The organism is Comamonas sediminis (genome assembly GCF_041107495.1).
Taxonomy (GTDB): Bacteria; Pseudomonadota; Gammaproteobacteria; order Burkholderiales; family Burkholderiaceae_C; genus Comamonas; species Comamonas sediminis.
This window is the reverse complement of the sequence record NZ_JBGBDC010000001.1, coordinates 239351-253460: the sequence shown is the minus strand read 5'-3', so window position 1 is coordinate 253460 and position 14110 is coordinate 239351. Positions and strand designations below refer to the sequence as shown.

At 63.5% G+C, this 14110-nt stretch carries 10 protein-coding genes; 3 read left to right on the top strand and 7 right to left on the bottom strand.

What is annotated here, in order from left to right; all coding sequences use genetic code 11:
* Positions 1-63: 63 nt before the first annotated feature.
* The gene (locus AB7A72_RS01055) at positions 64-1986 is read right to left on the bottom strand and encodes a DUF11 domain-containing protein (protein ID WP_369458751.1); all 1923 of its coding nucleotides are present in this window, start codon (positions 1984-1986) and stop codon (positions 64-66) included.
* Positions 1987-2569: 583 nt separating this feature from the next.
* Between AB7A72_RS01055 and AB7A72_RS01050 the strand changes: the two genes are divergently transcribed.
* Positions 2570-3418, top strand: coding sequence for a response regulator transcription factor (locus AB7A72_RS01050; RefSeq protein ID WP_369458750.1), 849 nt, complete (start codon positions 2570-2572; stop codon positions 3416-3418).
* Positions 3419-3724: 306 nt separating this feature from the next.
* Here the strand turns inward: AB7A72_RS01050 and AB7A72_RS01045 are convergent, their stop codons facing one another.
* Positions 3725-5518 carry an IPTL-CTERM sorting domain-containing protein gene (locus tag AB7A72_RS01045; protein WP_369458749.1) on the bottom strand — a complete coding sequence of 598 codons (1794 nt, stop codon included), beginning with the start codon at positions 5516-5518 and terminating at the stop codon, positions 3725-3727.
* Between the two features lie 825 nt (positions 5519-6343).
* On the opposite strand from AB7A72_RS01045, the gene AB7A72_RS01040 reads away from it, so the two are divergent.
* Positions 6344-6739 (top strand): hypothetical protein, encoded by a 396-nt coding sequence (locus tag AB7A72_RS01040; protein WP_369458748.1) that lies wholly within the window; start codon positions 6344-6346, stop codon positions 6737-6739.
* 162 nt (positions 6740-6901) lie between these two features.
* Here AB7A72_RS01040 and AB7A72_RS01035 read toward each other — a convergent pair whose 3' ends face one another.
* The 4 genes from AB7A72_RS01035 to AB7A72_RS01020 form a co-directional block, all read right to left on the bottom strand.
* Positions 6902-9487, bottom strand: coding sequence for a TonB-dependent siderophore receptor (locus AB7A72_RS01035; protein WP_369458747.1), 2586 nt, complete (start codon positions 9485-9487; stop codon positions 6902-6904).
* A 97-nt stretch (positions 9488-9584) separates the two neighbouring features.
* Positions 9585-10604 carry a FecR domain-containing protein gene (locus tag AB7A72_RS01030; protein WP_369458746.1) on the bottom strand — a complete coding sequence of 340 codons (1020 nt, stop codon included), beginning with the start codon at positions 10602-10604 and terminating at the stop codon, positions 9585-9587.
* A gap of 4 nt (positions 10605-10608) precedes the next feature.
* A complete protein-coding gene (locus AB7A72_RS01025) occupies positions 10609-11121 on the bottom strand; it encodes a sigma-70 family RNA polymerase sigma factor (RefSeq protein WP_369458745.1) in 513 nt (170 codons plus the stop codon).
* A 153-nt stretch (positions 11122-11274) separates the two neighbouring features.
* Positions 11275-11907 (bottom strand): response regulator, encoded by a 633-nt coding sequence (locus AB7A72_RS01020; protein WP_133855691.1) that lies wholly within the window; start codon positions 11905-11907, stop codon positions 11275-11277.
* A 499-nt stretch (positions 11908-12406) separates the two neighbouring features.
* Between AB7A72_RS01020 and AB7A72_RS01015 the strand changes: the two genes are divergently transcribed.
* On the top strand, positions 12407-12775 hold the full coding sequence (locus AB7A72_RS01015) for a response regulator (RefSeq protein ID WP_239811484.1): 369 nt from the start codon (positions 12407-12409) through the stop codon (positions 12773-12775).
* Between the two features lie 166 nt (positions 12776-12941).
* Here AB7A72_RS01015 and AB7A72_RS01010 read toward each other — a convergent pair whose 3' ends face one another.
* Positions 12942-14072, bottom strand: coding sequence for a hybrid sensor histidine kinase/response regulator (locus tag AB7A72_RS01010; RefSeq protein WP_312463623.1), 1131 nt, complete (start codon positions 14070-14072; stop codon positions 12942-12944).
* Positions 14073-14110 lie beyond the last annotated feature (38 nt).

Below are 14110 nucleotides of genomic sequence, written 5' to 3'. Positions count from 1 at the left end.
GCCTCCCGAAGGAAGCGGTTCGCGGCCGGCATTACGGGCTGGCCGGCCCGTACATCAGCGTGGTCACTGTCCGCGTTGGCGGCGGCGCAGCGCGAAGGCGCCGATACCTGCGCTCAGGCTGCCCAGCAGCGCCAACGCGGCCAGATCGAGGGCCGGCACGGGCGTCGCAGCGCCCGGCGTGGCCACCACGCTGCTGGCGGTCGCGCTGTTGTTGGCGGGGGTGGGGTCATCGACGCCTGCGGGGGCGGCAATGCTGGCAGTGCTGGTCAGCGAACCCGATGCAGTGGCAGCCACCTTGGCGGTCACCGTGTAGGTCACGGTGGCGCCCACCGGCAGGTTCACCGTGTCGCTGATATTGCCGCTGCCCGATGCGGCGCAGGTGCCGCCGCCCGCGCCGGCGCAGGTCCACGTGGCGCCGGTCAATGCGGCTGGCAGCGTGGCGGTCACCGTGGCACCGGTGGCATCCGTCGGGCCGGCATTGCTTGCAGTGATGGTGTAGGTCACCGTCGCACCGGGGGCCACGCTGGTGGAGGCACTGGTGTTGGTAATGGACAGGTCCGCGCTCGGTGGCTCGCCGGTGCAGGCAGCGGTTACATAGAAGTCGGCAATCGCAGCCATCGCGCAGCCGCCATTGGCACAGTCATTGGTAGCTTCCCCGCCATCCAACATCAACCCAATGGTGTTCTGGCCGCGCGCGAAGCCTGGAATGGCAGGGGTTGTGGCCGTTTGGAGTGAGGTCCAGCCGTTAGGCAGGTACAGACCCGAATTATCAAAGACGGGCGCTCCTCCTGCAGGTTGCACAAAGATGGAATTGCCATAGTTGTCAAACCCGAACCGGCCATCTACCTTGATGGATGCCAGATCCACGTTGCTACCCACGGTCACGGGCTGGTTCATCACGAAGACAGAAGCGTGGAACCCAGATTTGGACTGACCAGACGCTGCAGGGTAGGGCACGCCAGGAATATCGCTTGCACTCGGGGAGGTCGTGCCAGGGCTGATCCAACGTGCATTGGTTTCCTGACCCGCCGGCAGCGAAGCCGGATTGACATAGGCACCTGCCCAACTGTAGTTATCGAACAAGGGCTGCTCGACATTCTCCACCGCGGTACCCGCCGCGTTCGTGCGCCAGAGCCATTTCCAGTCGCGTGCATTGGTGGTGAACGGGCCCACGCGCACTTCATCGCCGGCCTGGCTGCCTGCGGGGCAGGCCAGAATGGTGGTGGGCTGAGGAGCGGGTTCGGCCGCGCAATCGGCGGTGATCTCAATATCGGCCATCAGACCGGTGGGATTGCCTTGCGAAGTGGTGGGGGCCGAAAAAGTATTCTGTACCGCAAAACCAAGGGTGTTGTCGCCGTAGTAAAAGCCCAGGCCTACCTGGCTGCCATCCTCATTCACGATCCCTGGCGCAGCGTAGGAGCCGCCCAGGTTCTGCATTCTCAGCCAGTCGGTGGCGCCTGATGGCGGGGTGGCAGGGCGCACCACCAACTGCGTATTGTCGTCAAAGCCGCCCGCACCCCGGATACGAATAGTGGACAGGTTCACGTTGCTGGCGATATTGATGGGCTCGTTGTAGATAAAGGTCACGCGGCCCGCAACCCACGCTCCGTTGTCGGTATCGCCGTTGGTAATCACGGCCGGATAGGTGCCACTGCCGGTATTGCCACCGTTGGCAGCGCCATCCACAAACGAAGAATCACCAAAGGACAACCACTTGCCCGCAAACGGCTGGCCATTGAGCGAGCCGGAGCTGGCTCCATGCGTCTGGGTGGCGGGATCAAACCAGCCGTTCCATTTGTAGTCATCGCGGATGGTTGCGGGTGCGCCAGTGGGAGCACTCACATAGCGTGCATCGGTGGACCAGTTCGCCACATTGGCGGTGCTGATCCGCAATGGCGTGCCGCAGGCCAGCGTGGCCGCCTGCACACTGCTGGCAGCGCCCAGCGCCACCACCGTCACCGCAAAAAATGCAGTTTGTTTATTCATTGTTCTCATCTATAAAACTCCATCGCCAGGACAAACAAAAGGAAAGTCCGCGCCCATAACAATCCACACAATCACTGAAAGGTGATCATTTGAAATTTCTATGGGGCGTTTGGTTATGCATAAACGCATCCCAATCTAGCAGTGAAATCTAAAATGTTTTTTTGTTTAAATCTAAATTAATTTGGTTTCTTGCCGCATTTTTGATAATTGCTATTTAATTATTCGATGGGTGACTGTCTCTGATTGTAATTTTTAAAATAGTAATGTTAGTGGCCTGACTCCCCCTATATTGACCGCGAATCGCTGCACCTCTTCTGGTTTGCCGGTCAGCCACCCCCTCCCGCCAGTGCATGGCTCGCCGGTGTGCACTCGCCTCGCTTTCGTCGTTTTCGCTATTTAGACCGCCATGATTAATCGGCCATCTGCTGAAAAGGTGGTGGATATTCTGTGCCGAACCGGTTTTGTATGCGCCATCGCATGGCGCTGAAATGGGACGGATTCGAATCTAGCGCAGGGGTTGGAAACTCAGATATTCATTTCAGAGGATGGCTGCAGTTGTAGCCATGGTTCTGTAAAAACATATATGAGTAATAGCGCGGGCAAAATACCCCATGTACTGATCGTTGACCGTGATTTGCAGCAGCTCCGCCCTTTGGTCGCGGCGCTTCGCAGTATTCCTTATGACATCACGGTGCTGGAGCATGAAAACCAGGCCTATAGCCGTGCGCAGTACCAGCTGCCGGATCTGATCGTGTTGGATCTGCGATTGCCGGAGCGCCAGGGCCTCAAAGTCGCCCGCACGCTGAAGGAAAACCCCGCGACCGCCCACATACCCCTTATTTTTCTGTCATCGCTTTATGAAGAAAACGACCGGGTCATGGGGCTCAGGGCCGGGGCGGTGGATTACATCCTCAAGCCCTACTATGTCGAGGAAGTCCAGGAGCGCATTCACATCCACATCACGTTGGCGCAAAAACGTGCGGCGGCTTTGCGCGGTGCCAGCCCCACCGCGCCGCAGCCGGTGTCGGAGCTGCTGCCCGCCAATCTGACCATCAGGCAGATTGCGACGGAATTCATCCTGAGCCGTATCAGTGATTCGGCGCTCAAAGGCAGCGGTGTCGCGGCGACGCTGGGCTTGTCGATGCACCGCTTGAACATGGTGTTTGAAGCGGTCGATGGCATCACCGTGTTCGAGTTCATCCGCAACGAGCGCATGACCCGGGCGGCGCGCATGCTGGAGCAAACCACGCTGGGCGTTGCCGATATCGCGACCGAGGTGGGCTACCCGAACTCGGCCAATTTCTCGACCGAGTTCAAGAAGTTCTGGCAGAAGTCACCCAAGCAGTACCGTGTGGCCTGGCACCGCAGCGCTGCTGCCCAGCCGCCCGCCGAGGACAACCGGGATGGCGCCCCTGGCGACGGTTCAGCCTGAGCGGGGTGAGCCGCCGCGTGTTCCGGGATCGGCGTCCAGGTGCGTTTTTCAAGGGCGCGCTGCAGCGGGCGTTCAACGACGCTTGTGGCCCGCTGTTGGAGCCCGTCGATGTTGTATTTGGTTTATCTGAAAAAGCTTTGCTTTTTTGCAATACCCCGTGCATCGCGTTGTCCGCCCGGTTTCTTGCCAGGTGGAAGGGGCTCGCAGTGAACGGCCTGACGTGCGCAGCGCAGCCAGCCCATAGCGCGCAAAAAAACGCCAGTCAGCGTTGCACTGACTGGCGTTTCTCTGGCAGCGGCGCGCGGATCAGCGCTGCTTGCGTGCGCGTCCGATGCCGGTAAGGCCCAGGCAGGCGGCCAGCAGCATCAGCGCCCACATGGACAGCGATGGAACCGGGGTGGGCACGGGGACGGCCGTGATGGTGATGTCCCGGCTCGCCTTGCTCGTCAGGCCCGAGCCGCTGACCAATGACGTTCCGGCTTCGGTCGGTTTGCCTTCCACGGGGCAGGTCACCACCGCGCCTTCGGGGATCGCAGAGGGCGATGTCCAGCTGCTGGCTGCGGGTACCGCTGGCGTCACGATGGTGCAGGCGCCTTGGCGGATGCCGGCTGGCAGGCCCGATACCGTGCAAGCCGCATCGGGCTGGTCGGCACTGCCCTGGTTGCTGCAGGTAAAGCTGCCCTTGTAGGGCGTGCCGATGGTGCCGGTGGCTGGCAAACCGCCCAGGTCGATGGCGATGGCTGGGGCGCCCAAGACCGTGATGTCCTGGCTCGCCAGGTTGTTGCGCAGGTCGCTGTCGCCGGTGGTGCCGGTCGTGCCGGTGGTGGTCGTCGTTTTCTTCACATTGGCCGGTGTGCCGCCCACCGTGCAGGTCACCACCGCGCCTTGCGCTATCGGGTTGCCAGCGGTCCAGGCGCTGTTGTCGGGGCTCAGCGTGCAAGCCTGAACCTGGAGACCCTCTGGCAGCGCGCCGATGGTGCAGGTGGTGTCGGACAGCGCATCCGCATTGCCCCGGTTCGTGCAGCTGAATTGCCCCTGGTACGGCACACCCACGGTCGCCGTCGCCACGATGCCGCTCAGGTCGATGGCCAGATCCGGGGCCGTGACCGTCATCGTGACCAGCGACGTCGCGCATTTGGTCTGGTCGGGCGCCGCCAGGCACACCTGGTAGCTGAAGGTGTCGGTGCCGACAAAACCCGGGGCAGGCGTATAGATGAACTGGCCAGGATGGGCGGGATCGGCCGCAATCGTGCCGCCGTGGGCAGACGACGCCTGTGGCGTCACCGAGCTGCCCGCTGGCGCATGGGGATCGTTGGCGGTCAGGTCCAATGGCGCAGAGGGCGTGTTGATGCGCGTGCTCGCGTTGTCGTCGGCGGTGGCCGGCGGATCGGCAAAAACATTCTTGATCTCGGTCGGCACCCAGCTGGGCGGCAGCCCCGTTTCAGCTGGCAGACCGGGCAGCTTTTCTGCCCGCACTGCGATGTTGTCCAGCTCAAAGCCCGCCCCCCAGAAACGGATCTTCTTGATCGTCGTGGAGCCGAATGCCGTGGTGTCCTTCAGCACATAGTTCAGATAGACATAGGGCTCACCGTTGTTGCCCTCGATAAAGGGATTGCCGTTGTACTGGGCGCGGCTGTAGGTGGTGGTACCGTCCAATGCCTTCATCGTGCGGTTGGAGGGCGAATTCAAAAACGCCATCAGACCGTCGGTGGTCATCGCCGTCAACACGTTGTCGTTCTCATCGAGCAACTCGACGTTGTTGCCGTTCGAGCCTGCCGACCACCAGAAGCCGACATAGCGCGCCGGGTTGGTCAACGTGACCGTGACACCTAACGGGTTGCCGGTCGTCCCTGCATTGAGAAAGTTGGAACCCCCGCTGCCCACTGCCGTACCGGTGCCTGCGCCGCCATATACATTGGCAGCGGCCACATTGGTGTTGCCGCCGGTGCCCACCTCGTACGTTCCGATGGCCCAGTTGCCGGACGTTTTCGCGCCCAGCGTCTCGCCGTTGAAGGTCTCGATGGTGTACGACTCGCCGTAAGTGTCTGACCAGGGCAGCGCGCCCTCGGGCACGGCTGCGTTGAGGGCTGCGTTGCGCACGGGCTGGGAAATGTAGAGGGTCAATTCACTGGCTTGGGCATTGCTCAGGCCCAGCGCTGCAACGCAGGCCAGGGACGAAGCCTGGCAAACTTTTCTGATAGAACGCATAAATTATTAAAAAGAGAGCACCCGGTGCTGATCGTTTATGTGTATCGATGTGGGCGAAAAAAACCCGCTCGCGCCGAGGCAGGCGAGCGATCGTCAATAGGTGCCAAAGGGGTGGGGTGGCCGAACCAGCGAGGCGCCGGATCCGGTTAAAAGCGGCATCACCAACACGGGGCTGGCGGGCGCCAGCGGCTATGCGCGAAGGGTGAGGCCCATCGAAAAAAGCAATTTTAAAACAAAAATCACATTTAATGACAAAATTTACACAAAGGTGTAAGGTGGACGGCTGCGCCCACCGGCACCATGCCGCTTCCCGATCGAGCCTGCGCGACCTGGCCATCCATCTGCTGGCGCTGGCCCAAGGCAAGGGTGCACAGGCATGACCAAAAACGCCCAGCCGCTACATGCAGACCTGGCTAAGCCATGCCATTTCTGCCGTGCTACAGTCATGGCGCTGCGCCGGTAAAGCGCAGCCGGGATTGGTCTCCCGTTGAATCCTCTGCGACGTAAGCCGTGGTCTCTGTTTCGCAGCGTCTGCGGCTTTCCGAACAACCTGGAATCCCTCATGACTCAGTCCTTCCCCGCGCGCATCTCTGCGCCCACCTCCCCCCTAGGCGAAACCGCCCACATCCAACGGCATGCCGACGCGCACCACGCGCGGAACTTGGCTGTACGCCCACTGCCTGCACGCCGCAACCTGTGGCTGATGGAGGCGTCCTCATGAACAGCACGGCCACAACCGCCGCGTATGCGGATGCCAGCTCGGATACCTCCCGCCTGGATACCGCCCATGCCGATGCCCTCCAGGCCATCGCAGGCCAGGGCGAGCCGCCTTTGGACATTCACGACATTTGCAGGCGCCGCAGGGCCAGCGGTTTGACGGAAGACCTGGCACTGACCGAGTGCGAAGCCCAAGCGATCAACACACGCTTGTATGGCATGAGTGCGATAGCGGCGCTGCTGGTGGGTGCCGATGAGGAGGGCGCATTCAAGCTGAGCCGGTGGCTGCAGGGCGGCTTGCACAGCGCTTTGTATGCCTTGACCGAGGATGCCCAGGCGGTGCTGCACCGTGCCCATGAGAAAGCTGCCGAGGCGCACAAAGCGAGCGCAGCATAAATCACAGCGCTGGGGATCCTCCGCAGACCACGCCGAGCCACACCGCTCTACATCCCCCAACGGAGCCAAGCTCTTTACGCTGGATGGAGGCGAGGCTGACTGGCCCTTGCCCATCCACCTGGTTCAGGGCGGGGGCCTCAGCACATCTGCTGGCGCAGTGGCTTAGAACTGGTATCGCGCAGTCAGCATCACATGGCGCGGCTCGCCATAGACATTGCTGGGGAACGTCGCCGTGCCGGACAAGGCGTTGTAGTAGGTCTTGTCAAACAGGTTGTTGATGTTCAGGCGCAGGTCCAGCTGCGGCGTGGCCTGCCAGCCGATCACCAGGTCGGCAATGGCATAGGCATGCTGGCGGATGTTAAAGGGCACGCCGCTGGTGGTGCCCTGGTTGTAGATGCCGCCCTGGCGGTAGACCGTGCCACCAATGCGCCAGCCCTGCAGCGCGCCGGGCAGTCGGTACATGGTCGAGAGCTTGAACAAATGCCGGGGCGTGTCGGTATCAAACAGCGCGCCCACATTGGCGGCATTGGCATCCTTGCGGTAGCGCGCAATGGCCACGGTGTAGCCGGCGCCCAGCTGCCAGTTGGGGGTGAGCGCGCCTTGCAGCTCCAGCTCCAAACCCTGGCTGCGCACCTCGCCAGCAGCGGCGTAGCAGGTGGTGGCGGGGTAGCTCGCGCACTGGGTCTGGTCGCTGGCGCGGTAGGCGCGGTTTTGCTGGTCCATGCGGAAGACGCTGGCCGACGCATTCAGGCTGCCGTTGAAGTACTCGCCCTTGATGCCCAGCTCATAGTTGCGGCCCACCACCGGGCTCAGCAGCTGGTTGTTCGCATCCAGGTAGTTCTGCGGCTTGAAGATATCGGTGTAGCTGGCGTACAGCGCATGCTGGTCGTTCAGGTCGTAGACCAGGCCGGCGTACTTGCTCAGGCGATGTTCGATCTCGTAGCGGTTGTGGGCGCTGACGGACGGCGTGTTCGCGGCAAAGTTCGGGTAGGTGTTGACGGTGTCCCGGTAGTCAAACCAGTCCACCCGGCCACCGACGATGAGCTTGAGGCGGTCGGCCAGGTTCAGCCGCGTGGTCGCATACAGGCTTTGCTGGGTGATCTTGGCGTCCATCCAGTCGCGCAGCGGAATCTGCGGGTCGGCCACGGCGCTGGGGTTGAAGCTGCGCAGATCCAGGTTGTTGTTGAGCACCAGGCCTTGGCGGCTGTTGCCATCAAAGTCGATATGGCGGTAGCTGGCGCCCAGCACGAGCTCATGCTTGCGGCCCAGCAGCGCAAACGGGCCGTTGGCATACAGGTTGATGCTCGATTGCTTTTCCTGGTGCGCATTGCGCGCGCCCAGCTGGCTGTAGAGGCCGGTCGTCAGGTTGTGGCTCAGGTAGTGGCCTTGCATGTCCATCTCTGCCTGTGCGTAGTAGGCTGACAGCTGCAGGCGCCAGTCATTGTCAAAGCGGTGGTCCAGACCGAGGAACGCCGAGTTCGTGGTCTTGTCCCAGTGCTCCCAGTCATTGGCGTACGAGGTAGAGCGGGGCAGCCCCAGATCGCTGCCATCGCTGGCCACCGGCAGGCCGGTAAAGCCATTGCCATGCAGCTTGCTCTCCTGGTGCAGCGCGCTCAGGGTCAACGTGGTGCGGGCGGTCAGGTCCTTCTCCACAATGCCGTACAGGGTCTGGCCCTGGCTGCTTTCGCCGCGTTTGTAGCTGCCGTAGTCCTGCGTGGCCGCCACCAGCCGGCCGCGCAGGCTGCCGTCGTCCGACAGCGGCCCAGCGGCATCGAGCTCGGCGCGGTAACGGTCCCAGCTGCCGGCGCTGACGCTGGCCGATATCTGCCGCTCCCGGGTGGGCCGCTTGCGCACCAGATTGATCGCGGCTGACGGGTTGCCTGCCCCTTGCGACAGCCCGGTGGCGCCGCGCACGATCTCCACCCGGTCGTAAATCGCCATGTCGGTGGCCAGCAGGTCCTGCGACAGGTTGGAGCTGTCCAGGCTCACCGGCAGGCCGTCGTACATGATGTTGTCCACATACATGCCGCGCGCAAAGAACGACGCGCGCTCGGGCCCAAAGCGGCGGTAGGTCAGGCCGGGCGCCGTCTGCACCACATCATTGACCGTTGCCAGCCCCTGGTCCTGGATGCGCTCGCGGGTGACCACGGTCACCGCCTGCGGCGTCTCGCGCATCGACAGGTCCAGGCGCGTTGCCGTGCGCATGCTGCCTGTCGTGTACGACTGCGTGCCCTCGGTGCGGCCATCGCTGCTGCCCAGGCCTGGGGCCGTGCTGGTTACCGTGATCTGCGGCAAGGTGTAGCTGGCAGTTGCATCGGCGCTGGCTGCGGCAGCCGCTGGCGCGCTTGCCGTGCTGCTGGCCCGCAGCACATAGGCGCCATTGTCCAGCTGTACTGCCTGCAGGCCCGTGCCCGCCAGCAGCCGCGCCAGCGCCTCGGCCACCGAGTGGCGGCCGCTCAGGCCGGCAGTCTGTTTGCCATCGCTTTGCGCTGCGGTAAAGCTCAGCATCGTGTTGGTGCTGCTGGCCAGCTGGCGCAGCGCAGGGGCCAAGGGGCCGGCGGGGATGTGCAGCTCGGCGGTGGCCGTGGCGGCGGTGTTGCTGTCTGTAGGGGCGTTCGCTGTGCTGCTCTGCGCGCTCGCCAGACTGGGCGCGCCAGCGCTCAAGCCCAGCGCCATGGCCAGGCAGGCCAGCGCGATCGGGGAGGGGTGGGGGCGCCCTGCATGGCGGGCGGGTGGCAATGTCGGCATGTGGTTCCTCTGGGCGGGCCTGGGCAAATGCAGGTCCCTCATCAGCTAGGTGCCGCAAGCCAGCGAATCGGGCAGGGTGGAGCGCAAATATTTTTTCTCAAGCGGGCGCGTTGGCCGGCAGAACCGTCACCCAGTAACGGCTGCGCGTGCGCACCTGCACCGGCAGCACACTGGGCAGGGTGGACAGAATGCGGTCGGTATCGCCCAGCGGGAACACCCCCGACAGCCGCAGCCCTGCCACCTGCGGATCGGCCCGCAGCACGCCCGGCCGGTAGCGGCCCAGCTCCGCCAGAAAGTCGTCCAGGCGCTGCGCATCGGCCATCAGCTGGCCCCGCGTCCAGGCCTGCGTTTGCGCATCCACCGCGCTGGGTGCATTGATGGCGCTGTGGCTGAACCGGGTTTGCGTGCCCGCCTGCAGCAAGCGCGTGCCGCCCGCGCCATCGCGGCAGCGGATCTCTACCGCGCTCTCCAGCACCGCCACCTCCGTGTGCGCTGCCTGCTGGCGCACGGTAAACCGGGTGCCTAGCGCGCGGATGCTGCCCTGCGCCGTCTCCACCAGCAGCGGGCGCGGGTCGGCGGCAGCGCCCAGCGCATGGGCGGTTGTCACCATGACCTCCCCGGCCAGCAGCACCAAGCGGCGCTCTGTTGAACCAAAGCGCAGGTTCAGCGCGCTGCCGGTGTTCAGCAGCAGCTCGGTGCCATCGTCCAGTGCCAAGCGGCGCTGCTCGCCGGTGGCGCTGCGGTAATCGGCCACCTGGCGCTGCCAGGCGGTGGTGCGCGATGCCAGCAGGCCCGCGCCGGTAGCGAGGCCGCCCCACAGCAGCAGCCGCGTGGCACGCCGGCGCGCGTCCGATACCGGCTTGCGCGCGCCCCGGGCCGTCAGTGCGGTGTAGGCCGGGTGCGGGCCCAAGGCCTGCATGCGGCCGGTCACGGCTTCGATATGCTGCCAGGCGGCCTCATGGTCCGCATGGGCTTGGCGCCAGGCGGTCCACTGCTGCTGCTCTTCAGCGCCGGCATCGCCGGACATCAACACCGTCAGCCAGTCCGCCGCGGCATCGGCCGTGGCCCGGCTGATCACGCGGCCGCCGGGCAGGGTTACGGTGGGGGAGGCAGGCATGCGGCTACAGCGCGATCGCAAACAGGCATTCGCGGTTGGCCCGCGCCAGGTACTGCTTGACCGAGCTGGCGGACACCGCCAGCTTGCCGGCAATCTCGGCATAGCTCAGCCCGGCCAGGTGGGCCAGCAAAAAGGCCTCGCGCACCTTGGGGGGCAGGCCGTCCAGCACCCGGTCGATCTCTTGCAGGCTTTGCACTGCGATCAGCTGGGTCTCGGGCGACGGGGCCAGCGCCTCGGGCAGGCAGGCCAGCGCTTCCAGGTAGGCGCGCTCCAGCAGCTGGCGGCGGTGGCGGTGGGCCACCAGCCGCTTGGCAATGGTCGCCAGAAAAGGCCGGGGCTCGCGGATCGCTTCGCGGGGGGTGGCGCTGGACAGCAGGCTGACAAAGGTGTCCTGCGCCAGATCGGCTGCTGCAAAGCTGTCGCCCAGACGCCTGCGCAGCCACTGCTGCAGCCAGGTGCTGTGCGCAGCATAGAGGCCGCTCAAGTCATCGTCGATGGAGAGATCCGGGGAGGGCATGCGCGCAGCACCAAGCAATGTCAAATGAGAATTAATCGCATTTTATGCCGCTCTGCAAGGCAGCGTGCGGCACAGGGCCAAGCAAGCGCCGCGTCCCGCCAACGACAACGCCACCCGAAGGTGGCGTGTGTTGGAGCGGGGTGGGGAGGGCGATCAGCTGATCAAGCCGTTCTTCAGCGCGTAGTAGGTCAGGTCGCTGTTGGAGTTCAGGGTCATCTTCTCCATCAGGCGGGTGCGGTAGGTGCTGACGGTCTTGACGCTCAGCGACAGCTGCTCGGCCACATTGCTGGCGGTTTCGCCTTGGGCCAGCTTCAGGAACACCTGGAACTCGCGCTCGGACAGGTGCTCATGCGGCGGCGCATCGTCCTTGCGGCCCAGCTGCTGGGCCAGCAGGTTGGCCACCATCGGGGTCAGGTAGCGCTTGCCCAGCGAGATGGTGCGGATCGCCTCGACAATCTCGCTCGGGTCGCATTCCTTGTTCAGGTAGCCGTTGACACCCTGGCGTATCAGGTTGATCGCATAGTGCTCGGCCGGGTAGCCGCTCAGGATCAGGATGCCCATGTCGGGCTCCTTGGCGCGCAACATCGTCAGCGCATCAATACCGCTTTGGCCCGGCATCGACAAATCCATTACCAGCACGTCAATCGATTCATTGCGTACCAGGTCAATGGCTTCGCGTCCGTTGGAAGCCTCTCCTACGACGCGGATATCCACGAAATCCGCCAGAAATTGCTTCAGCCCCGAGCGAACGATAGCGTGGTCATCGACAAGTCCTACGTTGATCATTGGTCTTCCTTGGTGGCGGCAGCACAGCGTTGGCTGGCTTGCTCGCGGTCTTCTTTGAAACGGCGCAACCGGACCGGATTACCGCAGGTGGGGAACCGCAGACCCATTAATTTCGGCCTGCAGATAATGCGACTGTAATGCGCTGCGAGAATATCCAGAGCCGTATTGCTTATTTATTAATTTGATGCCGGGTATGGATTGGCCGCAATGGTCAGCTCCATACCCTTTTTTCAAAAGCCTCAATGGCCAGAACTTCATTTTAACGATGGTTTGCAAACCGTTTGTGGGTGCGCATATACGGTCATTGTCAGAATAGGACTACAGTGCCAAATCCGATTTTTGCCAGGGGTTTTCGTGGTGCCACGCATATTTTCTGAAACCGTCCTGTGCTATATTCCAGCGGCATAAAAAGAAAATGTCCTACATGGATAAATTTCTTCATGCAAATCTCAGTCGGCAATAGCTTTTATTGCAATTAACATTGATTATTGGGTTTGCAATGCGAATAGTCTACATAGAAGACAACGACGAACTGCGAGAGACGATTGGCTGTCTCATGGAAGGGCCTGGCCGCAGCGTGACCTGCTGCGCCAATGCGGAAGAAGCGCTGCAGCTCGACGGCCAGGCGCCGTTTGACCTGGTGGTCACCGATGTCAGCCTGCCTGGCCAATCGGGCACCGATCTGGCGCAAAGTCTGCTGCAGCAGGCGCCCCAGCGCTGGATTGTGCTGTGCAGCGGTTATGACCTGGGGCACTACCCCAGCCAGTGGGGCCCGAACGTGCGCACCCTGCTCAAACCGTTCGAGATCGAAGAGCTGGAAGATCTGCTCGGCCACATCCAGACCCAGCACACCGGTACCCTCCAATAAGTACCCGCCGGAGCGCACCGCTCCGGTGCTGCGGCCGGGCGCCCGCCCGGAGGGCGGTACGCGCCACGGGCCTGCCGCCTCCCAGTCGCCTGCTCCTCCCTACCGAATGACCGCCGCTGGCCCGAACCCGTGTTCAGGCCAGCGCAGCGCCTAGGGTCCAGCCGCCTTACAGCAGCGCCTGGCGGTGCGATGCCAGCGGCTGGCGCGGCAGCCGCAGCTCAAAGCGGGTCCGCCCGTCTGCGGACTGCACCTGGATGCCGCCCCCATGCGCCCGCGCAATTTGCTGCGCAATATAGAGGCCCAGCCCCAGACCTTCGCGCTGACCGGGCTGGCGCTCCCCGCCGCGAAACGGCTTGAACAGGTCGGGCAGCAAGGCCGCAGGGATCGTGCCGCCGTTCTCGATGCCCACGACCACCTCCGCCGCTGCGCTGCCATCGATGGTCACGGTGATCGGCTCGTCTGCCGTGCCATGCTTGAGCGCATTGCCCAGAATATTGCCGATGACCTGCGCCAGGCGCTCGCTGTCCCAGCGGCCTTCGGTGCTGCCCAGCGCCTCGTAGTGCAGTACCCGGTCGGCCGCGCTGTGGCGCGCGTCATCCACCGCCGCTGCGCAGAGGCTGGCCAGGTCCATGTCGGTCAAGGTCAGCCGCAGGCCACCGGCCTGGCGGATGCGGGTCACATCGAGCAGATCCTCCACCATGCGTCCCATGCGCTGGCTGTTGCTCAGCAGCCGCTCGGCCAGTTCCTCGTTTCTGCTGGCATCGGGCTGGCGCTTGAGCAGGCTGGCGGTCACCTTGATCGACTGCAGCGGCGTGCGCAGGTCGTGGCTGAGCACGGCCATGAACATCTCGTTGACGCGCAGCGCCTCGGTGCGCTCCTGCAACTGCTGGGCCAGCTCCTGCTTGCGGCGGTGCAGCTCGAAGAAGATGCTGACCTTGGCACTGAGCATGTCCGGGTCGATCGGCTTGTACAGAAAATCGACCGCGCCGCTCTCGTAGCCCTGGAACTGCCAGTTCTGCTCATGCGTGCCCGCCGTCATGAAGATCAGCGGAATGTGGCGTGTGCGCTCGCTGCCCCGGATCAGCGCCGCCAGGTCAAAGCCGTTCATCTCGGGCATCTGCACATCCAGCAGCGCCAGCGCGATATCGCTGTGCTGCAGCAGCAGCTCCAGCGCCTCGCGGGCCGAGTGCGCCTTGAGGAACTGCACCCCGTCGCGTTGCAGCAGCGCTTCCAGCGCGACCAGGTTCTGCGGAATGTCGTCAACGATCAGGCACTTGATGCCGTCAGTGGTGTTCATGAACTACAACTCAAAACAATCCCCGCAGCACCCTGCAG